The following is a 22,123-nucleotide window of genomic DNA, read 5'->3' as shown; positions in this document are numbered from 1 at the left end:
GCAGGCTGGCAGCGAATGAGCCCTCGGACTGTACCCCGGCGCGTGCGGGCCATGTCGATGATCGTCGGCGTGCTTGTGGTGGCGGCCTTCGTCTCGCTCAAACTCGTCGGCCCCTACACCGATTGGCTCTGGTTCAAGGAGCTTGGCCAAACCTCGGTCTTCCTCACCGTGCTGCGCGTCAGGGCAGTGGCTTTCCTCGCGACGTCGGTGCTGGTCGGCGGTTTGGTCTTCACCTCGCTTTGGTTCGCGTACCGCAGCCGGCCGATGTTCATCCCGGTGTCCGCCGAGAGCCCGATCGCCCGCTACCGCGCTGTGGTGGAGAATTCTGTCCGGCTGTTCGGGGTCGGCATGCCTGCTCTGTTCGGCATGCTCGCGGGCTTCCTCATGCAGGCCAACTGGCCCGTCATCGAGCTGTACCTGCACGGCTCCTCGTTCGGGGTCCAAGACCCCCAGTTCCATCACGACTTGGGCTTTTACGCCTTCGCCTTGCCGTTCTACGTTTTCATCCTGGGCACGCTCGAAGTCGTCGCCGTCGTCTGTTTCTTGGCGAACCTGGTCACCCACTACCTGTTCGACGGCATTCGCCCGTCCCGCGCCGGCGGCATGCTCACACGGGCCGCACGGGTCCAATTGGCTGTCATCGCGGGCATTTTCTTCCTGCTCAAAGCAGTCGGGTATTGGCTCGACCAGTACGAGCTGTTGTTCTCGACCCGCAGGGAAGCCCTGTTCAACGGCGCCGGCTACACCGACATCACGGCGGTGCTTCCGGCGAAGCTCATCCTCACCGCGATCGCGATGATCTGCGCGGCAGCGTTCTTCTCCGCCATCGTGCTCCGCGATTTGCGGGTGCCCGCGTTGGCCACCGCGCTCATGGTCCTGTCGTCGGTCCTCGTCGGCATGGCGTGGCCCGCGACCGTGCAATGGCTCACCGCGACGCCCAACGCGCGGGAAGTGGAGCACGACTACATCAAGCGGAGCATCGAAGCCACCAAGCTTGCCTTCAAACTCACCGAAGGCGATGTGAAGACGGTGGACTGGGCCGCGCCGCAGAATAAACAAGAGTTCGCCAAAAGCGTTCAGAACGACACGAACACGCTGACCCATCTGCGCGTCCTCGACCCCAACCTGCTGTCTCCCACCTTCACCCAGCTGCAGCGAAGCCGGTCCTTCTACGGCTTCCCGAAGCAGCTCGCCCTCGACCGGTACCAGGTGGACGGTCAACTCCGCGATTACATCGTCGCAGTTCGCGAGCTCTCCAGCGACAATCTCACCGGGAATCAGGCCAACTGGCAGAACCGGCACCTGGTCTACACGCACGGGAACGGCTTCGTCGCGGCCCCGGCCAACCAGGTGAACGAGCAGGGCGACGCGAGTCCGGCCCAAGGGCAGGCCCCGCAAGGGGTCACACAGGGCGGATTGCCGGTTTTCGCCGTGAGCGACCTCTCGAATTACACCAAGGACGACCCTTCCGTCCCCCCCGCGCTGCGGGTGTCCGAGCCTCGGGTGTACTACGGCCCGCTCATCGCGGCCTCGGACCCCGACTACGCCATTGTCGGCGGCCCCGCCCAGGAGTACGACCAGGAGAGGGCCCCGTGGTATTCCTACCGAGGCGCGGGCGGCGTGCCGCTCGGCGGCTTCGTGAACCGTTTCGCGTTCGCCGTCAAGTACTGGGAGCTCAATTTTTTCCGCTCCGAGCAGATCACGGACAGCTCGAAGCTGCTCTTCGTGCGCAACCCGCGCGAGCGCGTCGCCAAGCTCGCCCCGTGGCTCACCTTGGACGAGAAGGCGTATCCCGCCGTGGTCGACGGACGCATCCAATGGATTGTGGACGGATACACCACCCTCGCCCAATTCCCTTACTCCAAGCCTGTCTCGCTGCGCGACGCGACCCTTGACGCCCAGGTCAGCTCTGCTGTCCGGCAAAGCCAGCTCGCCGACCAGGTCTCGTACATCCGCAACTCGGTCAAGGCCACCGTCGACGCCTACGACGGGACAGTCACCTTGTACCAGCAGGACGACAAGGATCCGGTGCTCAAAGCTTGGATGGGAGTTTTCCCCGGCCTGGTGAAAGCCAAGAGCCAAATCCCTCCCCAGTTGGCAGCGCATTTCCGTTACCCGGAGGATTTGTTCAAGGTCCAGCGCGAGCTGCTGACCCGGTACCATGTGGACAATCCCACCGTCTTCTTCGACCAGACAGCGGTCTGGGCGGTTCCGCTGGAGCCAGCGGGCATCGGGCAGAGCGTGGGCCAAGCGAACCAGCCGCCCTACTACATGGTCGCCTCCGATCCCGACCCGGCGCACCAGGGCCGGGCCTCGTTCCAGCTCACCACGGTGATGACCCCGCAGAACCAGCAATACCTGGCAGCGCACATCGCGGTCGCCTCAGACCCCGACGACTACGGCAAGATCTACATCAAACAGCTGCCTCCCAGCCCGCAAATACCAGGGCCGAACAACGTCGCGAACGAAACCCGGCCGACGGTCAGCAACGACATCGGCCCCAGGGTCAACGTGGTGGACCCCTTGTACGGCAATTTGCTCACCGTGCCGGTGGGCGACGGTGGCTTGCTCTACCTGGAGCCGATCTACTTCCAGGTCAAGAGCAGGGACGCGGCGTTCCCGCTCTTGTACAAAGTCGTGGTGTACTTCAACGGCAAGATCGGTTTCCAGTCCAAGGTCGCCGACGCGTTGCAGGACGCGCTCGGGCAGGCGGGCATCAATGCCGACCTGAGCGCTGTCGCCACAGCGCAGCAGCCGAGCTCGCCGCCCGCGCAGCAGCCCCCGCCCGCGCAGCAGTCCCCGGAGCCAGCGCAGCAGACAAAGCCCCAGGCCCAAGCCAGGTTGCAAGCGCTCGGCCAGGCGTTGGACTCCGCCCAGCAGTCCCTCGGCTCCGCCCAAGGCGCGGTCGAGACGGCAAAAGCCAAGCTGGACGAGGCCGAGAAGAGCGGCGACTTCGCCAGAATCGGCCAAGCGCTCGCCAACCAACAGAAAGCAATGGACGCCTATAGCGCTGCGGTGCATGCGTATCAGAACGCGGTCGTCGAGTTCCGCAAAGGCGTCGCCGATCTTGCCAGCCTCCCCAACTGATCCTCAGGCTCAGCTGCGGGTTTGCGAGGCGCACGCCCCGCCGGTATACTCGAAAACCGCGCTCGTGAGAGCGTCCCCGGCGCGGGGTGGAGCAGCTCGGTAGCTCGCTGGGCTCATAACCCAGAGGTCGCAGGTTCAAATCCTGTCCCCGCTACGAAAGACCAGGCCAGAGGATTGCATCCTCTGGCCTGGTTCCTTTTTCAGGGTTCAGTCGTTACTTCACTTCCAACTTCTTTTTGCGCGTCATTGTCAACTCGCGAGCGGCGTGCCGCAAGCTGCGCTCTGCAGCATGGAAGAATGTCGAGCTTGAACGCTCGTTCCTAGCTTTGCCGTGCCTGCGCGTACGCCGCCAAGTGAGACACTTGGCCAGGGTCGAGCGAACCTGGTGTCGCGCGGACCGCGGCTTCGACGTCCGCCCTCGTGATGTCGGCCGCCTCGATGTCTCTGCGCATCGCGGTCAACGCGGCTTCACGAAGGACGGCGGCGCAGTCGGCGGCTGAGTAGCCTTCGAGCTGCGCGGCCAGCTCGCTGAGCGCCACGTCGTCGGCGAGCGGCACACCTTTGGCGGTGGCCCGCAAAATCGCCTCTCGGGCCTCGGCGTCCGGCGGCGGCACATAGATCAAACGTTCCAGCCGTCCTGGACGCAGCAGGGCCGGGTCCACGAGGTCTGGGCGGTTCGTCGCACCGAGCACGGAGACGTCGCGCAGCGGCTCCACGCCGTCGAGCTCGGTGAGCAGGGCCGCGACAACGCGGTCGGCGACACCGGAGTCGGAGGACTGGCCGCGTTTGGGGGCGAGGGCGTCGATCTCGTCGAGGAACACGAGAGAGGGCGCGCTGTCCCTGGCCCGCGCGAAAAGCTCCCGCACCGCTTTTTCCGACGAGCCGACCCATTTGTCCATTAACTCGGCCCCTTTGACCGCGTGCACGGACAGCTGGCCGGATCCGGCCAGCGCCCGGACCAGGAAGGTTTTGCCGCAGCCCGGCGGGCCGTAGAGGAGCACGCCGCGCGGTGGAGCCACGCCGAGCCGGGCGAAGGTGTCCGGGTGGCGCAGCGGCCAGAGGACGGTCTCGGTGAGGGCTTGCTTTGTCTCCGCCATGTCCCCGACGTCGTCGAGGGTGAGCCGCCCGACGGCAAGTTCTTCGCCGCCGGAGCGGGACAACGGGCGGATGACGGACAACGCGCCCCGCAGATCTTGTTGCTCGATCAGCGGCGGCGCATTCGATTGGCTTGCTCTCGCCGCCGCGCGCAACGCCGCCTCGCGGACTAAGGCCGCCAAATCCGCCGCGACGAAACCGGGTGCTCCAAGGGCGATCTCGTGCAGGTCCAATGCTCCGGTCGGTGTGGCGCGCAAAAGGACGCGCAGCAGGTCTTCCCGGATCTGGCTGTTGGGGGAGGGAAGCGCTATGGCGCGGTCGCACAGGTCAGGGTCGCGCAGTCGGCGGTCCACTGCTTCCGGGTGCGCGGTGGTGGCCACGAGGGCGCAGCCGGGGGTTCGGACCACGCTCGTGAGTTCGTCGAGGATGGCGGTTGCCACCGGGTCGGGATCGTCCGGCAGCAGCGCGTCCACATCGGTGACCAAGAGCACGGCGCGTTGGCGCGCGGCTTCGGCGGCCGCCGCTCGGACTGCTTGCGAGCGGGCATGAGACTCCAGTGCTCCTATGCTTGGCCCGTCCAACTCCACCAGCGCTCTGCCTTGGGCGACCGAGCGGACGAATGTCGCTTTGCCGACTCCGCCAGATCCGGTGACCAGCACGCCGAGCCGGGGTTCGACGCCGAGCGCGCGCAGCAGCTCGGGCTGGTCCAACGCGAGGGCGAGCCACTCGCGCAGCATTGCGACTTGCTGGCCGACCCCGACCAGCTCGGCCGAGTCGCGCACGGCGGGCCCGATCCCATTCGGCGTTTCGGCGCGCGTGCCGAGGGCTGTCGTCGCCGACTCAGGCGGGGCAGCCGTTGGCGACGCGGCTTGCGGAGCAGGCTCGGGCACCGCCGCGCCGTCGAAGCTCACTGCAGAATTCGGTTGCACGCTCACCGGACCGGGCGGGTCGGTCGCGACGACGGTGAGCAGTTCACTGGTCCATGTGATACCGACTGACCTGGTCAGGGACTCGACAGCGGACGCGGTGCTCGTGCCGGGGCCGAGGTCTCGTGGCAACAGCGAGACGGCGTCGCCGACCGAGAGCACTTTGCCGAGCAAAGCACGGCGCAGTGTGTTGGGCGTGATCGAGGCTCGGGCGAGGACTGATCCGGAGAGCTGCGCCGAACGGGCTCCGACGACGCTGATCGGGCTCACCACCACGTGGCCGTTCTCCCGAAGCCCCGTGTTGGAGAACGTGATGTCGTCCAAGAGGGCGACGCCAGCGGGGAAGCCAACGGGGGACAGCCCCGCGACCGCGACTGTTGTCCGGGCTCCGAGCAGTTCGACCGCGTCCCACTCCCGCAACCCCAATGCCGCGAGCACTTCGGCGTGCACGCGCACGACGCCGCGCCGCGAGTCTGCCGCCGACGGGTTGAGCCGTGCGATGAGGCGCAATTGCGGAGAGGTCACAGAAGCAGCCTAACCGGCCCGCCGCTGTGGCGGTCAGTTCGCGGGGGCCGTGGGCAAGGTCAGCCGTGCGCTGTAGTCCCCGAGGAACAGCGTCACTGGTGCGGGGTTGGGGTCGGATGTGTACGCCGGGTCCGCGCCGGCGACCGTGAGCTGGATTTTGTGCCCGGGGGCGAACCGATGCGCGACACCGGCGAGTTCGACCACCACCGGGCCTTCGCCGCTGAACCGGGCCAAGGAGGGCAGTTTGGTGACCAGGTCGCTCGTTCCGTCCGGCGCGATGTCGCGCAGGGCGACGAACACGGTGCCTGTGCCCGCTCCCGCCGACATGGACACGGCGAGTTTTCCTGCTCCGACGACGTCCACCGGTTGTTCGAGCGCCGCGCTGGTGAAGGTTTTCGCCGGTCCGCTCCCCCCGGCTGGTTCGCGGGTGACTGCTTGCTGGCCCTGTGCCGGGTCGCCGGGGACTCCCACGAGCTGTTCGTCAGCGGTCAAATACCAGGACTGCTCGGGGCCCGCCGGGTAGTTCGCCGCCCTGCCGTACGTCAGAGCCGACTCGACCCCTGGCCCGTCCGACCAAGGACGGTAGTAGTTGAAGCTCGCGCCCGTGTCCACGAGTTGTTCGCCCTTGAGGTAATGGTTGAGCCAGCGGATCACTTGCATGCTCGCGAAAGCGTGCTCGACCTTGTCCGGGTCGAAGTTCCAGCCGGAGTCTCCGACCGGTCCGCCATGGTCCCATGGGGAGTCGTGCCCGTACTTGTGCCACAGGAGTTGCACGGGCACATGGCGCTCCCGCAGCGCCTGGTAGGTTTTGAGCGCCTCGTTGAACGGGGCGAGGCGGTCCTCTTCTCCTTGGGCGAGCAGGACGGGGACGTTGATCTTGTCGATGAAGCTTTTCACCGACCGGGACAGCAGTTGCTGTCGTTCGCCCTCGCTGAGTTGTCCCCGTGTCCCCAGCTCGACGAGGGCCTGGCAGGCGACGGGTGCGATCCTGCGGCAGCCGTTGCCTTGTTCGACGGAGCCGAAGGTGGCTTCCGGATCGTGCTCGCCGCTGCGCAAGAGACTTTCAGCGATCCCCGCCTTGGGCGAGCCCGGCAGCGGCGCGGAGCCGCTCTGCGTGGCGAAGTTGGGCGCGAGCTCTTGGTTCAGATCGTTCCAGGTGACAGAGGGAACGAGCACGTCGATCCGTGGGTCGCGCGCGGCGGCGATGAACTGTATTTCGCCGCCGTAGGAGCCGCCGATCATGCCGACTCGTGGGTCGTGCGCCGTATGGCCGCCCGCATGGTCCTGCTCGTCGCTTTCCACGACGGTGAGCGCGGGGAGCGGCTTGGTGTGTTCGGCGTCCGCGAACGCGAGACCTGGGGCTCCGGCGAGGTAGTCGACCAATTGGCTGGCCACGGCGCCTTCGTAGTCGGGGTCGTCGAGGTGGATTTGGCAGCCCGACCCTTCGTGCCCGAGCTGGGTGTACGCGAGGACCACGTACCCGCGCCTGGCGAGCTCCGCGTCCATCGGGCTCTCCTGCGTTTTTGTCGCGCCGAAGCCGTGGGAGTCAATGAGCGCCGGAGCACGATGCTCGGAGGTGGCGTCGGACGGCAGGTACAGGTCCGCGTCGATGTCGCAAGGCTGGTCTCTCGCCGGGCCGGTGAGCGTCGCGATGTGCTCGTGCCGCAGGGTGAACACCCCTGAGCGTTCGTCGGCCCCAGTGGGAGCGGGGCCGGAACATGCTGCGCAGAGGAGGGCTGGAGCCGCACCGGTCAACACGAGGGCGAGGAGCCTGGCGGAAAAGCGGGCAGGGTTGCAGGGCACATGTCGAAAATACCTGATTTTTCCTGAGGAGAGCACAAGCAAAATCGGCAGCGGCCGAAGCGAAAAGCCGTCATAGCGGTATCATTCGGCTGTGAAAGATGATCCGAGCCCGCGGCTTGCGAGAAGTGCGCCGTTCGTGAGCACCGCCGCGCGGTTGGGGCTTGCGGCCGTCTGGCTCTACGCGGGGCTCCCCAAACTTTTCGGCGACCCGACCCTCAACGAGCTCGCCGTCTCCGCGTTCCGGGTCTTGCCCGACTGGGCGGTGCGCCCTGTCGCGGGCGCGCAGCCTGCCTTGGAGGTCGCCCTCGGCGTGCTGCTCCTGGCAGGGCTCGGTGTGCGTGTTGCAGCGGTTGTCAGCGCAATGGTGCTGCTCAGCTATATCGCGGGCATCGTCTGGGTGTGGGCGCACGGCTACCGGATCGACTGCGGTTGTTTCTCCAAGGGCGGCGAGGACCCCTCCGCCACCGGCTTGGGCTACGCCAAAGACATCGCCAGGGACGCCGGTTTCCTCGTCCTCGCCGCCTGGCTCGCCGTCGCGCCGAGGTCGTGGGCCGCGCTCGGGCCGCGCTCTCGGTTCCCGGCTCCGCTAGAATCATCGCCGGCTCCTGCCAACCAATGAGCGAAGAAACCTGAGGCGTAGATGACGATCAAGACGAAGACACAGTCCAAGAAGGGCGCCGCGAAAGCGCCTGTGCGCAAAGGCCCGAGCCCGAAGATCGGCGAATGGATGCCCTGGGCACTGGGAACCGTCGTGATCGTGGCGCTCGCCGTCGGCGTCTGGTGGGGGATCAAGCAGCAGTACAAGGAGGACACGCCGGGCAAGTTCGAACCGGTGCTCGCGTCGGTCGGCAAACCGGACGCCCCTGCGGTGATCGACGTCTACGAGGACTTCATGTGCCCTGCTTGCGCCGAGTTCGAGGGCGCGTACGGGGAGCAGATCGCGAAGGCTGTGGAGGACGGCAAGTTGCGCGTCCAGTACCACATGCTGAACTTTTTGAACCGGAACTCGGCTTCGGGGGATTACTCCTCGCGCGCGGCGGGCGCGGCGTTGGCGGTGTTCCAGAAGGCCCCGGACAAGTTTCTCGCCTTCCACACCAAGATGTTCTCCGCCGACACACAGCCGAGGGAGGGCAGTGAGAGCGACCTGTCCAACGACCAGCTCGCGAAGATCGCCGAATCGGTCGGAGCCGGCGCGGCGGCGGCGGACATCCGCTCTGGCGCGGATGTGAAGGCCGCGGCGGGTTCCGCGCAAGCCGCGATCAAGCAGCTGCAGAGCCTCACGAAGTCGGTTTCCACGCCCACGGTTCTCAAGGACAACAAGCCGTTGAACTGGCAGCGCGACGACCAATGGCTTCAGAAGATCGTCGGCGGCCCGGCCCTGACCCAGACCCCGGCGCAGACCTCGACCCCGGCGCAGACCCCGGCTCCGAAGCCGGCGGGCTGACCCTTTCTGCGGCAGTCGTAGTCGGCAGGGCCGAGCGCCGGTTTCGGCCGGCCAAGAAGGCTCGTGAAACTGGCAGCCGTTTTGTAGAGTGAGGAACGTGCTCGGATTTCGTCGCGTTCTTCTCATGCCGATCCTGTTGGTTCTGTCTGTTGTTCCGGTTCCCCGTGCGGGCGCGGACCCCGCTGACACCGCGGTCGCGACGATCGGCGACGATGGCGCCCCAGTGGTGATTGATGTGTACGAGGACTATCTGTGCCCGTATTCCGCGGCGTTCGAGCAGGAGTTCGGCGCTCGCCTCATCGAAGCCGCGGCGAGCGGAAAACTCAGCGTCCGATACCACATGCTGCGCTTTCTCGACCCGAGGTCGGCCTCTGGCGACTACTCGTCACGGGCGGCGGGGGCGGCCTTGGCCCTCTTCGAACGCGACCCGGAGGATTTCGCCCCCCTGCACCAGCGCCTGTTCGCGCAGGAGACACAGCCGAAGGAGCACGGCAAGAGCGACCTGTCCAACGAGCAGCTCGCGAAGATCGCCGACGATCTCGGCGCGGACCCAGGAGCGGTCTCGGCGATCGCGGACGGCGCTCAGACCGCCGCCGCTGAGGATCTGGCGGAGCAGTCCGCGGACGAGCTTCGCCAGAGCACAGGGCAAGTCTCCGTGCCGACTGTCGTCAAGGACGGCAAGCCGGTGGATGTGGATGACAAAAACTGGTTGCGCAAGCTGCTCGGATAACCTGCGCGCGTCGGGAAATCAGGCGATACAGTAGTCGCCATGCCCACACCGCGTCGCGCGCTTCTCGCCGCCCTGCTTTTGTCTGCGGCCCCTTTCGCTGGTTCGCAGGCCGCCGCGTCCCCAGTGCCATCGGTGGATGTGTACGAGGATTTCCTCTGCCCGTTTTGCGCCGCCTTCGACCAGCAGTACGGAGCCGAATTGGGCAAGGCCGCGAGCGCGTCGCGGATCAAGCTTCGCTACCACTTCGTGAACAAGCTCGACAAGTTTTCCGCCTCCGGGGATTACTCCTCCCGCGCGGCGGGAGCCGCGCGGTGCGTCGCGAACCTGGTTCCGGGCCGTCTCGCCGCGTTCCGCTCCCGGCTGTTCGCCCCTGACGTGCAGCCTGAGGAGCAGGGCGATTCTGATCTCTCGAACGGCGACTTGGCGCGGATCTCCGTCGATGTGGGCGCGGGGGCGGCGGCGTCCTGCGTCCGCCAAGGCGCCCAGGTCGCGGCGGCGAAGTCCGAAGCTGCGACGTCGTTGGCCAAGCTCAAAAAGGCAGGCGGAAAAGGAGTGCCGTCCTTGCTGAAGAACGGCAAACTCCTCGACCTCGGCGATCGAGACTGGCTGACGGCGCTCACTTCCTGAGCAGGCTGACTGGGCGGGGACGCACCCGCATCGGCCACCAGAACCAGCGCCCGAGCAGGGTGGCGATGGACGGTGTGACGAATGTGCGGATCAGGAGCGTGTCCATCAACAGGCCGATGCCGACGGTGGTGCCCACTTGCCGGATGCTGTTGAGATGGCTGATGAGCATGCCGAACATCGTGCCCGCGAAGATAGCGCCCGCAGTGGTGACAATGGCGCCCGTTGATCCCATCGCCCGGATGAGGGCAGTCTTCAGCCCGGCTCCGGTGGCGACCTCTTCTTTGTACCTGGAGATGAGCATCAGGTTGTAGTCCGAGCCCACCGCCACGATGATGATGAAGGAGATGGGGAGCACGAGCCAGCTGAGCGGTTTGTGCAGGATGTGCTGCCAGATCAGGACGCCCATGCCGAACGCCCCGGTGTAAGAGAACGCCACCGTGGCGACAATGGTCAGCGCTGCGCCGAGGCTCTTGGTGATGAACAGCATGATCAAGAAGATCAGCGCGAAGGCGCAGATCGCCGCGATGACGAAGTCGAGATCGGCCGCGTCCTGGATGTCCATGTAATTCGATCCCGCGCCGCCGAGATAAATTTTCGACCCAGCGAGAGAAGTCCCTTTGATGCCCTGCGCGGTTGCTTCAAGGACAGCCCGCGCGTGCTGCACGCCCGCCTCGCTCAGCGCGTCGCCTTCGTGCGTGATGATGAACCGGGTGGCCTTGCCGTCCGAGGACATGAAGAACTCGAGCCCGATCTTGAAGTCCGGGTTGACGAACGCGGACGGGGGCATGTAGAACACCTCGTCGTTGCGGGCGTCGTCGTATGCCTTCCCTATCGGCAGCGCGTCCGGAAGCCCGGACTCGGTCAGCGTCAACTGTGCTTTTTGGATGCTGATCTGCTCGCGTGTCAGATCGAGCTGCTTCTTCGTCTGCGCGATCGTCTCTTCGGTCAGCGCGATGTTCTGTTTGGTGAGCGCGATGATCCTCGGCTGCAGCGCGTCTGTGCGTTGGGCGTTGTTCATGCTGATCGCGGTCTCGTCAGCTTGTTTGTCGAACTGGTCCAACATGTCGAATGTCGATCTGCCCACCCAGCACCAGGGCAGCTCCCAACAGTTGGTCTCCCAGTAGAAGTAGTTTCGGAACGGGCGCAGATAGTCGTCGAGATAGCCCACGTCGTTTCGGATCTGGTCGGTCAGAGCAGTGAGGCGTTGGGCGGAAGCCAGCGAGTCGTGCGAGATGTCCGCTTGCTCTTCTTGGAGGGCGAGTTGGTCCTTGAGCACGGACAGCTGTTTCTCCGAGATGAGTTCTGTGTGCGTCGTGACCTCGGCCAACTGCTCCATCTTGGCGATGTTGTCTTTGGTCACTTCCAGCGTCGCCGCGGAGTTCGACGCGTTGTTGCCGAGCGCGTACGCGAGCGTGGCGTGTTCGAGCGGATGCCCCTCGGGCCGGGTGATGCCTTGCACTTCCGCGATCCCAGGGACGCGGAAGATCGTCTTCGCGACGCGCTCGATGGCGACCATGTCCGCAGGGTTGCGCAGATCGTGGTCCGCTTCGACCATGAGCATCTCGGTGTTCATCTTGCCGGGCGGGAAGTGCCGGTCGGCGGCTTGGAAGCCGAGGTTGGACGCGGTCCAATCCGGTTGGGAGTGCTGATCGTCGTAGTCGACGTGGTAGGTCAACACGGTGACGGCTCCGATGACGACCAGGACCGAGCTCGCGGCGAGCACCGGGACCGGCCACCGGACGACAATGGCGCCGACCTTGCGCCACCCCCTGTTCGAAGCCTGTTGCTTCGGGTCGTACCAGCCGAACTTGCCGCCCAAGGCGAGCATCGCCAGGCCCATCGTCAGGGCGATCAGCGTGGTCAGCAGCATGCCCACGCAGCAGGCTCCCGCCATCGTGCTGAAGTAGTTCAGACGGGTGAAGCCGAGGCAGAACATCGCGCCGGTCACCGCGAAGCCAGAGCCCAGAATGACGTGCGTGACCCCGCGCACGGCGTCGTAGTAGGCGTCCTCGTTGCTTTGCCCTTGGGCGCGGGCTTCGCGGTAGCGTCCGACCAGGAAGAACCCGTAGTCCGTCCCCGCGCCGAGGACAATCGTCACCACGAAGTTCGCCGCGAAGGTCGAGATCGGGATCAAGTGCATGTTCGCCAGGGCCGAGACCAAGCCCCGGGCCGCGAGCAGTTCGGTGACCACCACGACGTACTGCAGGATTGCGGCTATGGGCGATCGGTAGAGGAGCAGCATCCGCACGATGATCATGAACAGCGTCAGATACAAGATCCATCGCATGCTGTCGGTGGCGACCTGGATCGTGTCCGAAGCCAGGGCCGCGGGCCCGGTGACGTAGACTTTCAGCCCTTGCGGAACTGGCTTGAGCCCTGGCGTGTTCGGGTACTGCTGGGGGTGCGTGTCGGCCCAAACGCGGTTTCGCACCGCGTTCACCGATTCGGTGGCCTCCGCCTCGCCGATGTTGCCGGACAGGCGCACCAGCACGTACGCGGATTTGCCGTCGTTGGACTGCGCGCCGGCGGACGTGACTTTTTTCCCCCACAGGTCCATGACGTACTGGACGTGCTTTTTGTCCGCTTGCAGCCTCCGGAGCAAGTCGTCGTAGTACTGGTGGTCCTGGGCGTCGAGTTTGCGCCCGTCGGCCTCCAGGACGATCATGACGATACTGGTGGACGTGGACTCGTGGAACACATCCCCGATGTGCAGCATCGCTTTCTGCGATGGCGAGTCGAGCGGGACCATCGGTCCCGCGAGCGTGATGGAGGAAGTGTCGATCTGCGGCGGGAAGATCTCCACCACGGCGGCGAAGAGCAACCAGAAGATGATGACAGGCACCGCGAGGGCGCGGATGGTCTTCGCGAAAAAAGGCCTCTTCGTGGGCGGGATCGCGCTGATCGGCTGGCTCATGCGGACAAGACCACGCAAGTGACTGTTGCGCCGGGGTTCGTCAAGGAGTTCTCCTTTTTGAGCACGCCGTCCACGAGGATGCGGCAGGTGAGGTTGTCGCCCTGAACACGCGCGACGATGGTGGCGGAGGCAGTGGTGAGATAGGTCGTCTCGGTGTACGACCAGGGCAGCGAGGTCAACGTGACGTCATGCGGCTGCGCGTCGACATCGAGGTAGGTGGCTTGTCCGCTGCCGCCCATGTCGCCAGTGAGCTCGAACGTGACGTGTTTCGGAATGAATTTCACGACGTCGCCCGCGTTTTTCGGCGTGGCCTTGTCGTTCGTCGTCTGGAAATACATGCTGTCGATTCGGTCGATGGCGAGCGCGACGAGGGCGACGACAAGAACAGCCACGATGTACAGCCACTTTTGCTTCAGCAAACCCGGCTTGCGCTCTTTGCGGGCCTCACCGCCGCCTTGGCTCATCACGCCGCCTTTCACCGTGCATTTCCAGGCCCCGGAAAAGAGACCATCCATGTTAATTGAATTGACACAACTCACTGCGGAAAATCTTAGCAGGGCGCACATGTCTCTTCTAGGCTAAAACAGGTATGGGCTGTGCCACGCAAGTGCCGCTCTAACCGCAGTGTGCCGTATGCGCGAGAACGGAAGGGCGAAAGCGCCGTGGTACTGTGCGCACGAGCCGGAGAGGCTCGTCACATATCGAGAAAGATGGTGCGATGAAAAAGTTCATGACCTCTTTATTTGTCGGCACGGCCTTGTTGGGCGGTTTTTCCGCCCCGAGCGCGTCGGCCGACCCGCAGCCGGGCGTCGGTCAGTTTTGCGCAAAGGACCAGGAAGGCAAGTCCGCGACCGCGAGCGATGGCGCCAAGCTGACCTGTTCGAAGGGCTCTGACGGCAAAGACCGCTGGACGTCGGCCGACAGCGCGACCCCCGGTCAGTTTTGCGCAAAGGAGCAGGAAGGCAAGTCCGCGACCGCGAGCGATGGCGCCAAGCTGACCTGTTCGAAGGGCTCTGACGGCAAAGACCGCTGGACGAAGTAAGGCTCAACCTCGTCGGGGCTTGAGCCACAAGGCACTGATCCAGACAACAGAGTGCGGGCGGGCCGGAAATTTCCGGCCCGCCCGCACTCTGTTGTCTTCCCGCGCTGTGTTCTCTTGCGGAGCTGAGGGGACTCGAACTCCCGGTTTCCTTGCAGGTCGCGCGGTTTTATCAGCGATTTCAGGTTAGCGCAGTGCTTTTCGGGGTCTTTTGCCTCCTGGTGTTTACGGCTGGTTTGTTGACCGGGTCAACATGGTTTTGGCGGGGCCGCTGGGCGGTGGTTGTTCGTCTTCTTAAGCTCGTCGCGTTTTGTGTCCGGGCTTTCAGTCGTCGTCGCCCAGTGCTTTCTCGCTATAACTCCATGATGCGACCGCGAGGCTGGCGTGGCTGATGAACTGCAGGACGGCCGCAGTGAGGTACATGGGCTCTTTGCCCCATCGCAGCAAGGGGGTGTTGAATCGGATGGAGATCATGAGCAGGGAGAAGAGAACGCCCGCGCCCGCGTAGGCGAGCAGGAGCCTTCGCGCAGTCCTCATTCTCCGGCCCGGTAGGTGCTTGCGCGCGTACACGCCGGCCGCGACGTGGGTGGGCAGCAGGCCCGTTGTCTGCAGGAGCACCGCGGCGAAGCTCCACGCGCCGTGATGGCTCCCCGGATCGGGTATGGCCTGGTTGCACAGCTTGGTGCCGAAATAGACGACACTCATGCCGACGATGGATATCGCGGTCAAGGCCACGGCGATGCGCGGCCAGACGCTTCTGGCTTCCCCGTAATCGACCACTTTGCGCCATGTGTCGGTCCCGTAGAGGTAGGAGGAGAGGACCAGGAGGGAGTATCCGCAGAAGACGGGGAGGTTCATCAAGCCCGCGTGGCGGTGCAACCACGGGCCGACTGCCATGTAGGACAGCAGGGAAAGGTGCCCCGCGGCGGCGGCGACCAGGCCTGCGGTGAACCGGGCCTTGGCTGAGGAGCGCTTCCTTCGGGCTGCGGCAGCGAGTAGGACGGCGGCGGTCGCGGCCACGACGAGGGAGGCGATCTGGTTGAGAAGCGCCGGGGGGACGTACGCGTTGAGTGTGCTCATGCGGTTGTCAGTCCTTTTTCCATCTCCGCGGCTTTTTGGGTGCATTCTCGCCGCGCCCGATCGCCTCACGCAGGATCTCGTCCCCGATGGCCGCTCGCTCTTCCTCCTCGTCAGCGCGTGTGGGTAGGTCGGGCACGTCTTCGAGCGAAGCCGCCACGAGCGCCACCACGTCCGTGCCGAGGTGGTGGGCGAAGATGTGCGCCGCGTCCACGTTCATCTTGGTCTCTTTGCTCAACAGCCGTTTGACGTGGACGGGGTGGATGCCGGTGAGCGCGGCTATCTCGGTGTACTTGAGCCCCCGCTTGGCCGCCAGCCCACGCAGGTTGTCCGCCATCGCGTCTGCCAGTCTTCGCACGTTGCCAATCCTACTATCGACAGACAGAAAATGTTATTTTTCGACGTTAAATGTGAATTAACAGATTATAATGTTGCTATTGCATTAAAAATGTTTACTGTGTACGATCCGGAAGCGTACAGTTCCCGGCGGTCGGCGACGAACGGTGGGGTATCGGATTACAAGGAGAAATGGCTAGAGCATGGTTCAAGATTCTGTGAAGCGGTCCGACGGCGAAGGGCAGGGGGAGTCCGAACGGCTGCGACGGGGGCCAGCCTCGAAGACGGCCAGGGAGCACCTGTGCCCGCATTGCGGCGCCACTTCGCCGAGGGCGAAGGAGCGCCTGTGTCCGCATTGCGGCGCCACTTCGCCGAGGGTGGAAGAGCGCCTGTGTCCGCATTGCGGTGTCGCTGCGCCCGCGGGCGATGACGAGTCTGCGGCCCTTTGATGACGAGGCGGTAGTTCGGGCAAGCGGCGGCTCGCGGAACCCCCGAGGTTCCACGAGCCGCCTTTCTTGACAATAGGGGGGCAGGCGGGGAGGTTGACACGAAAAGGGGTTTTACGATGCGCTCGGATGGAAGGCGGCTGAGCGAGTTCGAGGCGGTGTCGGCACGGCTGCGGGCTGATCCGAGGACGGTCCCGCTTTTGGAGCGGCTCTCCGAAAAGGTTGCCGAGGTGCGGGCGGGCGAGGACCGGAAGATCACGGTTTTCGACGTGTTTGGGCCGTTCGAGGTGCTAAGCTCCCGGCAGAGCAGGGCCGCTCTTCGTGCTTATCTGGCCGTGGTAGCGGTGGTAAGCGGGCTGCAAGAGATCTACGACATTAGTATCGACTAGGGCTGCGACCGCCAGGAACTCGTCCATTCGCGCGGCAAGCTTGCCGTTCTCGATCTTCGAGAGCCGCGAGCGCTCGATGCCGACCATCGCGGCGAACTCGTCTTGGCCCATGTCGAGCACCCTGCGCCATAGGGCGATCTCGGCGCCCACATGCTTGTTGAAGAGGGCCGCGTGTTCCATGGGGACCGCGTATCCGAGGTCCGGGGCGGCGCCCTCTTCTCGGGGTTCTTCTTCCACCACACTAGGTTCCAACTCTGCGGTGCCGGACTCGCGCCCTGGTCCGGGTTGCTGACCTTCTGACGCGCTCTCTGTGCTCAAATGTGCATAAAACCGTCATGTATCGGGAAAAACTTGCTTTTGAGCACTTTATAAAAAAATGAGTGATATGAATCACTTTGATTTTGCGCGGACAGCGGCCCCGGTCTCAGTAATGCACAGGTGTGCAATCTCGGCCCGAAATGTGCGGGCACGCCATGCGCACCCGTGGCCTGGGCTTTTTCCCCGTGAGCGCGCCGGTGAGGGGGCTAAATTGCTCACATGTGCAATTCTTGTCCTTGACCTGGGCTTTCTATGTTGCATCCGGGGTGTGGGGGTGGTTTGTTCGACGGCATGAAACACGAAGACGCGGTCATTCGGCCGATCTTGCTTGATTTGATTCGCGCTCAACGCTCCTCGGTGCCCCGCGTCGCCGCTGCGGCGCTCATGTCGGAGACGACGCTGCGGAAGCGTTTGAGCGCGCCCGAGACCTTCCAGCTTTGGGAGCTGACCGCTGTGGCGAAGGCATTGGGGACCACGCGCGGGAGCATCCTCGCGAAAGCGAGCCCGGAGGCGCGGCGATGACCGGGAAAGGCCAGCCCGACGGGGAGCGCCCCGAACTGAGGCTCTCCCCTCGCACGTACTCCCCGGCTGAGGCCGCAACCGTGCTCGGCTGCTCCACGAGCTGGTTGGAGAAAGAGCTGCGGGCGCGGCGCGCTCCCGGCTCCAAGCTCGGCAAGCGGTGGCGCTTGACCGAGGCCGACGTCGAGGCGGTCATGCGCGCGAACCGCCGAGAGGCGGCCTGCGACGCGAACCCGTGGGGCCTGGCCCCCGGCAGTATCCGCAAGCGTCGCGTCAGAGGGGCGCGCGGGTGAGCGGCCCGGACCTGTTCCAGTCGCTTCCGCCGCAGTCGCCGGAGGAGTACCGGGACTTGGAGGCCTCAATTCTCGCGTACGGTTTGCAAGTGCTCGTCCTCCGCGACGAGCGGGGCGTGGTTGTGGACGGGCGCCACCGGCAGAAGACCGACGCGGCGATCCATGGCCTGCGCTGCCCGAGCAAAACCGTCGAAGTCCTCAGCGGCGAGCAGAATCGCTCGCTCGCGTTGGGGCTCAACGTGCACCGCCGCCATCTCACCCGCGAGCAGCGCAGGACGCTTTTGGCGGTGTCGCTGAAAGCAGACCCGGAGCTTTCGAACCGCGAGCACGCGAAAAGGCCTGGCGCGGACCACGAGACCGCCGCATCCGTGCAGCGTGGCCTTGAGGAAAGTGGGGAAATTTCCAACTTTTCCGAGCGCGTGAACCCGAGGGCCCCGGCTGGGAGCCAGCCTGCGCCCTTAGCCCCCGCTCACGGCCGCGTTCAGCAGGTGCAGCACGGAGTCCGAGTGCGTCCTGTCCGCGCTCGCACGAGACGAGCGCTTTGCCGCGCAATGCGAGCAGATTGCCAAACGCGACCTGGGAATCCTGCTGCACCGCGCCGGGCTGCCGGGTCGCTCGCTCGAAGAGCTCTCCGCCCAAGAGCCGCCCTATCACAGATGGACAGAGAAAGGAGAGGCGTGGCCCCGCTCGAACAACTCCTCACGGATGCGAACAGATCCGCCTTCGAAGTGCTCGGCGCGATGAAGGGCCTGATCGCGTCCGCGCGCACCCCTGGTGAGCGCGACGAGGTCGCGCATGCGCTGCGGCCCGTTCTCGAACGGGCCATAGATCTCGTGAGAGGCGTCATCCGCGCCCTCGACTCCGAGCCAGCCCAACAACAATAAACGGAGCAACCCCCATGATTTTACCCGAAGATCGCGGCGAGGACCTGAACACACCCTCACCTATTGTCGCGCACAGTGTCACAGCGGTGTCGTGCGCGACGGCCGAGCGGTGGCTGAAGTCGAACACGCACAACCGCCTCATCTGCGGCCAGGTCTTCGGGCGCTACCGCTCGGACATGGATGCGGGACGGTGGGGCTTCGTCGCCGACCTGATCCTGGCGCTGGACCACAGGCCGCGAAGGATCCGCGCCGACTCCGTGAAAACCACCAACTGGGAAATCCTCGGATGTTTCCTCGTCGCCTGGAGCTGTTGGGTCGAGGGCCGCTCTTTCACGAGGATCCAAGCCTCGAAAGGCGGATGGGCCGAGGAGAACTTACCCGCGTCGCGCGTCCGGGGACTGGGGGCCTGATGAGAGAGCCGTCCCTGCTCGACTTGGCCGCCCACTACGGCGGGTTGCTCGACAGAGTTCAGCGCGACCACGACTTCGCCGCCAGGTTCCCGCACCTGCACAGAGCGTTGGCCCGCGCGCTGCGCGTGCGCCTCGCCCAGTTGGAGTCCCGTCTGCTGCACCCGGTGGGCGGCAAGCGCGGGGGGCCGAGGTGAACCACACCAGGATGGCGGAGCTCGCGGACGACCTCGCCCTGGTCTACGCCAAGCACGAGGCGTTCTTCGACGAGTTCAACGGCGATCTACGGTTCGGCGACATAGACGAGGTCCAGCTCAAGCACGCCAGGCTGTGGCTGAAGAACGCGATCATGTGCGCCCGCGCTGCGGCAAGGGGCCCTGAAGCGGCGGCGCGCGGCGAGGACGGGAGGCCCGAGTGCCTGTGAGCAAGTTCGCTTCGGACTACATCGATGTCGCTGAGCGCCTGGCGATGTTCTTCCACGCCTACCCGGACGGCTCGCTGCAGCCCGCAGATCTGCGCGAGTCGGTGCGGGTGGTCGAAGTGGTGCCGTCCACGTTCCTGCTGTATGTCGCGCTCGCCGACCGCAACCCCGACGACCCGCGCCCCGGTGTCTGGATCCCGTGGGAGCCCTATCCGGGCAAGACCACTTTCATGCGCGACTCGGAGGCGATGAACGCCGAGACCTCCGCGTGGGGCCGAGCCGTCATGGGCGCCCCCACCAAACGCCCCGTCGCCTCCGCGCAGGAAGTCGCCGCGCGCTGTGGGGACCGGGCGGGGCGGGCGACAGAGGAATTCGCCCAGCAACTACGGGGCGAAGAGTCTGCGGACGCGAAAGAAGAGCTGCGCCAGGTGCTTGAAGAACTCGGCACAGATCCGAGAGAGGCGGTTAAGAAGTTCCGGGCTGCGTTCGGAGACGACCTGAAAACCACCAATGACGCCGTCGCCACAGGCGTCAGGCGGTGTGACACCCAAGCCCGCCAATTGGCGGACGGACCCAACAGCTACTTCCGCTGCGCCGTGTGGCGCGAGCTCGCGCCACACGGCGCCCAGTCCCTAGGCAAAGGCGACGGGGTCATGCTCATCGGCAAGATCCAGTCCCGAAGCTGGGGGAACCAGACGGGGGAGCGGCGCATCGATTTGGCGGTCAAAGCTGAGCACGTCGGCCCCAGCCTGCGCGCAAGCTCGTGGAACCCCGGCCCCCCGAGCGGCTCCCGCCGCATCGCCGCGCATGTCTGCTTCGACCACCGGCCCGAACCCCCGCAGCAGGCGCCCTTCTCGTTCGACGGCTGCGAGAAGCCCGCCAGGCACGGGGTGCTCGGGCTCAGGCCGCTCCGCCGCTGGCGCCCCGTAAAGCCCCGGCACTGCTTGGTCGCCGTGTGCGGGCTCCCGGCCTACGCCAAGAGCCTCTGCGAGAAGCACTACAACCGCGAGCGCAACGACGCCTCCGAGCGCAGCCGCCCCCGTGCGCAGACCATCGAAGAGCACTTCGCCGCGCATGTGAAACTCTCGGGCGGGTATTGGATCTGGACCGGGGAGAGCGTCCCGACCCTGCTGATCCGCGCCGAGCGCACCAGCGTCTCGGCGCGCAAGTGGGCGTTCGAGCGCGTCTACGGTCCCATCGGGCGCGGGCGGTTGTCCGCCGCGTGCGGCGAGCCGCTGTGCGTGGACCCCGACCACGCCACGCTGTTCCGCGCGACCGCAGAGCGGCGCGGCAGGGAGGGCGGATGACGTGGTTCCTGGTCGGGGACGAGTTCTACGACTGCCCGCAGGCCATCGACGCCGGCAACGCCGCGGTCGGCCTGTGGACGCGTGCGGGCTCCTGGTCGCAGAGACAAGGCGCGTCGGGGTTCTTCCCCCGCTCGGCGCTGCCCATGATCGGCACCCCCGCGCAGGCCAGAAGACTCGTGGACAGCGGACTGTGGCTGCCCGAGGACGGCGGCTGGCGCGACGCCCTGCACCGGCACCGGCCAGCGCGCGCCGACCCCGAGGTGATCTGTCAACGGTTTTCCGGACACTTTGAGTCGGGGCCTCGGGCCTCGGGAAGGGAGTGCGGATGGCCGCGCATCCGGAGGAGTTCCGCCGCAGGGCGACAGAGGCGGCCCGCGCCGCCCGCGAGGGCGGGCGGCCTGTGGCCTGGGCAGCGAAGGAGCTGGGCGTGGACGCGAAGACGTTGCGCAAGTGGCTGGCCCAGGCCGACGGCGTGGAGGGCAAGCGCGTGGTCCGCGAGGGAGGGCACGAGGGGATCGCGGGCGACGAGCGGGCCGAGCTGGTCCGCCTGCGCCGGGAGAACCGGGTGTTGGCGATGGAGGTCGAGATCCTCAAACGGGCCTCGGCGATCTTCGCGAGGGAGAGCCTCCCAACCCCAAAATGATCTTCCGGCTGGTCCACGAGCTGGCCGACGACGGTTTCCCCGTCGCGGCGGCCTGCCGGGTCCTGGGCGTCTCCCGCTCGGGCTATTACGACTGGGCGTCGCGCCCGCCGAGCGTCAGAGAGGTGGCGGACGAGGCGCTGACCGGCGTGATCCGAACCGTCTGGTCGGGCTCGCGGCAGACCTACGGGGTCCGGCGGGTCCATGCGGAGCTGCGCATGGGCCTGGGCCTTCGGGTCGGGCTGCGCCGGGTCGGGCGCCTGATGCGCCTGGCCGGGATCGCCGGGGTCCACCGCCGCAGGCGGCGCGGGAACAAGCCCGCCCAAGCGGTCCACCCGGACCTGGTCGCCCGCAAGTTCACCGCCGACCGCCCGGACAAGCTGTGGGTCACCGACATCACCGAGCACGCCACGGACGAGGGCAAGGTCTACTGCGCCGCGGTCCTGGACGTGTTCTCCCGCCGGGTCGTGGGCTGGTCGATAGCCGACCACCTGCGCGCCGAGCTGGTGGTCGACGCCCTGGACATGGCCCGCTGGCGGCGCAAGCCCCGCGGCACGGTCGTCCATTCGGACAGGGGCGGGCAATATGTGTCGTGGATCTTCGGCCACCGGCTCAGAGAGGCCGGCCTGCTCGGGTCGATGGGAAAAGTCGCCTGCGCCCTGGACAACGCCATGATGGAGTCGTTCTTCTCGTCCATGCAGGTCGAACTCCTCGACCGCAGAGAGTGGGCCACCCGAGCGGAGCTCGCCAACGCCATATTCGAATACATCGAAGCCTGGTACAACCCCCTCAGACGCCACAGCGGCATCGGCTACCACAGCCCCGCCGCCTACGAGAACCTGCCCGCCCTCACCGAGAGCGTGGCATAACCGTCCGGAAAACCGTTGACAGATCAC

Annotated in this window: 24 protein-coding genes and 1 tRNA gene; 17 read left to right on the top strand and 8 right to left on the bottom strand. The window is 65.8% G+C overall.

Annotated features, from left to right (window positions below; all coding sequences use genetic code 11):
- The first annotated feature begins 15 nt into the window (after window positions 1-15).
- Both SROT_RS10710 and SROT_RS10705 read left to right on the top strand, forming a co-directional pair.
- Window positions 16-3,087 carry a UPF0182 family protein gene (locus tag SROT_RS10710; protein ID WP_013139041.1) on the top strand — a complete coding sequence of 1,024 codons (3,072 nt, stop codon included), beginning with the start codon at window positions 16-18 and terminating at the stop codon, window positions 3,085-3,087.
- Between the two features lie 80 nt (window positions 3,088-3,167).
- Window positions 3,168-3,241, top strand: a tRNA-Met gene (locus tag SROT_RS10705).
- Window positions 3,242-3,407: 166 nt separating this feature from the next.
- On the opposite strand, the gene SROT_RS10700 is transcribed toward SROT_RS10705, so the two are convergent.
- Both SROT_RS10700 and SROT_RS10695 read right to left on the bottom strand, forming a co-directional pair.
- Entirely contained in the window at window positions 3,408-5,633 is a 2,226-nt protein-coding gene (locus tag SROT_RS10700) for an AAA family ATPase (RefSeq protein ID WP_013139040.1), read from the bottom strand.
- A gap of 33 nt (window positions 5,634-5,666) precedes the next feature.
- Entirely contained in the window at window positions 5,667-7,436 is a 1,770-nt protein-coding gene (locus SROT_RS10695) for a CocE/NonD family hydrolase (protein WP_013139039.1), read from the bottom strand.
- 136 nt (window positions 7,437-7,572) lie between these two features.
- Here SROT_RS10695 and SROT_RS10690 point away from each other — a divergent pair, with 136 nt between their 5' ends.
- The 4 genes from SROT_RS10690 (at window position 7,573) to SROT_RS10675 (ending at window position 10,237) form a co-directional block, all read left to right on the top strand.
- A complete protein-coding gene (locus SROT_RS10690; RefSeq protein ID WP_013139038.1) occupies window positions 7,573-8,055 on the top strand; it encodes a MauE/DoxX family redox-associated membrane protein in 483 nt (160 codons plus the stop codon).
- Between the two features lie 21 nt (window positions 8,056-8,076).
- Window positions 8,077-8,880, top strand: coding sequence for a DsbA family protein (locus SROT_RS10685; protein WP_013139037.1), 804 nt, complete (start codon window positions 8,077-8,079; stop codon window positions 8,878-8,880).
- A gap of 124 nt (window positions 8,881-9,004) precedes the next feature.
- Window positions 9,005-9,610 (top strand): DsbA family protein, encoded by a 606-nt coding sequence (locus SROT_RS10680; RefSeq protein ID WP_148223423.1) that lies wholly within the window; start codon window positions 9,005-9,007, stop codon window positions 9,608-9,610.
- Window positions 9,611-9,649: 39 nt separating this feature from the next.
- On the top strand, window positions 9,650-10,237 hold the full coding sequence (locus SROT_RS10675) for a DsbA family protein (RefSeq protein WP_049773349.1): 588 nt from the start codon (window positions 9,650-9,652) through the stop codon (window positions 10,235-10,237).
- On the opposite strand, the gene SROT_RS10670 is transcribed toward SROT_RS10675, so the two are convergent.
- Together SROT_RS10670 and SROT_RS10665 are read right to left on the bottom strand one after the other, a co-directional pair.
- Window positions 10,227-13,151: an MMPL/RND family transporter gene (locus tag SROT_RS10670; RefSeq protein WP_013139035.1), complete on the bottom strand. Its 2,925-nt coding sequence runs from the start codon at window positions 13,149-13,151 to the stop codon at window positions 10,227-10,229. The genes SROT_RS10675 and SROT_RS10670 overlap by 11 nt on opposite strands.
- The gene (locus SROT_RS10665; RefSeq protein ID WP_013139034.1) at window positions 13,148-13,615 is read right to left on the bottom strand and encodes an MmpS family transport accessory protein; all 468 of its coding nucleotides are present in this window, start codon (window positions 13,613-13,615) and stop codon (window positions 13,148-13,150) included. The genes SROT_RS10670 and SROT_RS10665 overlap by 4 nt, the downstream gene beginning before the upstream one ends.
- A 206-nt stretch (window positions 13,616-13,821) precedes the next feature.
- Here SROT_RS10665 and SROT_RS10660 point away from each other — a divergent pair, with 206 nt between their 5' ends.
- Window positions 13,822-14,193 carry a hypothetical protein gene (locus SROT_RS10660; protein WP_245535290.1) on the top strand — a complete coding sequence of 124 codons (372 nt, stop codon included), beginning with the start codon at window positions 13,822-13,824 and terminating at the stop codon, window positions 14,191-14,193.
- Window positions 14,194-14,514: 321 nt separating this feature from the next.
- Here the strand turns inward: SROT_RS10660 and SROT_RS10655 are convergent, their stop codons facing one another.
- On the bottom strand, window positions 14,515-15,270 hold the full coding sequence (locus SROT_RS10655) for a hypothetical protein (protein WP_013139032.1): 756 nt from the start codon (window positions 15,268-15,270) through the stop codon (window positions 14,515-14,517).
- Window positions 15,271-15,277: 7 nt separating this feature from the next.
- Window positions 15,278-15,625 carry a helix-turn-helix domain-containing protein gene (locus SROT_RS10650; RefSeq protein WP_013139031.1) on the bottom strand — a complete coding sequence of 116 codons (348 nt, stop codon included), beginning with the start codon at window positions 15,623-15,625 and terminating at the stop codon, window positions 15,278-15,280.
- Between the two features lie 181 nt (window positions 15,626-15,806).
- Here SROT_RS10650 and SROT_RS16545 point away from each other — a divergent pair, with 181 nt between their 5' ends.
- On the top strand, window positions 15,807-16,052 hold the full coding sequence (locus tag SROT_RS16545) for a zinc ribbon domain-containing protein (protein ID WP_148223422.1): 246 nt from the start codon (window positions 15,807-15,809) through the stop codon (window positions 16,050-16,052).
- Between the two features lie 287 nt (window positions 16,053-16,339).
- Here SROT_RS16545 and SROT_RS10645 read toward each other — a convergent pair whose 3' ends face one another.
- Window positions 16,340-16,678, bottom strand: coding sequence for a helix-turn-helix transcriptional regulator (locus tag SROT_RS10645; protein ID WP_013139030.1), 339 nt, complete (start codon window positions 16,676-16,678; stop codon window positions 16,340-16,342).
- Between the two features lie 369 nt (window positions 16,679-17,047).
- Between SROT_RS10645 and SROT_RS10640 the strand changes: the two genes are divergently transcribed.
- Together SROT_RS10640 and SROT_RS10635 are read left to right on the top strand one after the other, a co-directional pair.
- Window positions 17,048-17,278 carry a hypothetical protein gene (locus tag SROT_RS10640; RefSeq protein ID WP_148223421.1) on the top strand — a complete coding sequence of 77 codons (231 nt, stop codon included), beginning with the start codon at window positions 17,048-17,050 and terminating at the stop codon, window positions 17,276-17,278.
- Complete coding sequence (locus SROT_RS10635) at window positions 17,275-17,568, top strand: helix-turn-helix domain-containing protein (RefSeq protein WP_013139028.1); 294 nt, start codon at window positions 17,275-17,277, stop codon at window positions 17,566-17,568. The genes SROT_RS10640 and SROT_RS10635 overlap by 4 nt, the downstream gene beginning before the upstream one ends.
- 65 nt (window positions 17,569-17,633) lie before the next feature.
- On the opposite strand, the gene SROT_RS16540 is transcribed toward SROT_RS10635, so the two are convergent.
- The gene (locus SROT_RS16540; protein WP_148223420.1) at window positions 17,634-17,813 is read right to left on the bottom strand and encodes a hypothetical protein; all 180 of its coding nucleotides are present in this window, start codon (window positions 17,811-17,813) and stop codon (window positions 17,634-17,636) included.
- A 432-nt stretch (window positions 17,814-18,245) separates the two neighbouring features.
- Between SROT_RS16540 and SROT_RS10625 the strand changes: the two genes are divergently transcribed.
- The 7 genes from SROT_RS10625 (at window position 18,246) to SROT_RS10590 (ending at window position 22,096) form a co-directional block, all read left to right on the top strand.
- Entirely contained in the window at window positions 18,246-18,452 is a 207-nt protein-coding gene (locus SROT_RS10625) for a hypothetical protein (protein ID WP_041407206.1), read from the top strand.
- Window positions 18,453-18,466: 14 nt separating this feature from the next.
- A complete protein-coding gene (locus tag SROT_RS10620) occupies window positions 18,467-18,862 on the top strand; it encodes a hypothetical protein (RefSeq protein WP_013139026.1) in 396 nt (131 codons plus the stop codon).
- Window positions 18,862-19,056, top strand: a complete 195-nt coding sequence (locus SROT_RS10615) for a hypothetical protein (protein ID WP_013139025.1) — start codon at window positions 18,862-18,864, stop codon at window positions 19,054-19,056. The genes SROT_RS10620 and SROT_RS10615 overlap by 1 nt, the downstream gene beginning before the upstream one ends.
- Window positions 19,057-19,067: 11 nt before the next feature.
- The gene (locus tag SROT_RS10610) at window positions 19,068-19,283 is read left to right on the top strand and encodes a hypothetical protein (protein ID WP_013139024.1); all 216 of its coding nucleotides are present in this window, start codon (window positions 19,068-19,070) and stop codon (window positions 19,281-19,283) included.
- Complete coding sequence (locus tag SROT_RS15705) at window positions 19,280-20,587, top strand: single-stranded DNA-binding protein (protein ID WP_148223419.1); 1,308 nt, start codon at window positions 19,280-19,282, stop codon at window positions 20,585-20,587. The genes SROT_RS10610 and SROT_RS15705 overlap by 4 nt, the downstream gene beginning before the upstream one ends.
- Before the next feature lie 325 nt (window positions 20,588-20,912).
- On the top strand, window positions 20,913-21,230 hold the full coding sequence (locus SROT_RS10595) for a transposase (RefSeq protein WP_013138085.1): 318 nt from the start codon (window positions 20,913-20,915) through the stop codon (window positions 21,228-21,230).
- Window positions 21,227-22,096 (top strand): IS3 family transposase, encoded by an 870-nt coding sequence (locus tag SROT_RS10590; protein ID WP_013138084.1) that lies wholly within the window; start codon window positions 21,227-21,229, stop codon window positions 22,094-22,096. The genes SROT_RS10595 and SROT_RS10590 overlap by 4 nt, the downstream gene beginning before the upstream one ends.
- Window positions 22,097-22,123: the final 27 nt, after the last annotated feature.

It is taken from the genome of Segniliparus rotundus DSM 44985, assembly GCF_000092825.1.
GTDB classification, from domain to species: Bacteria; Actinomycetota; Actinomycetes; order Mycobacteriales; family Mycobacteriaceae; genus Segniliparus; species Segniliparus rotundus.
The sequence above is the reverse complement of the archived record's forward strand: the minus strand, read 5'-3'. Positions and strand labels throughout refer to the sequence as shown.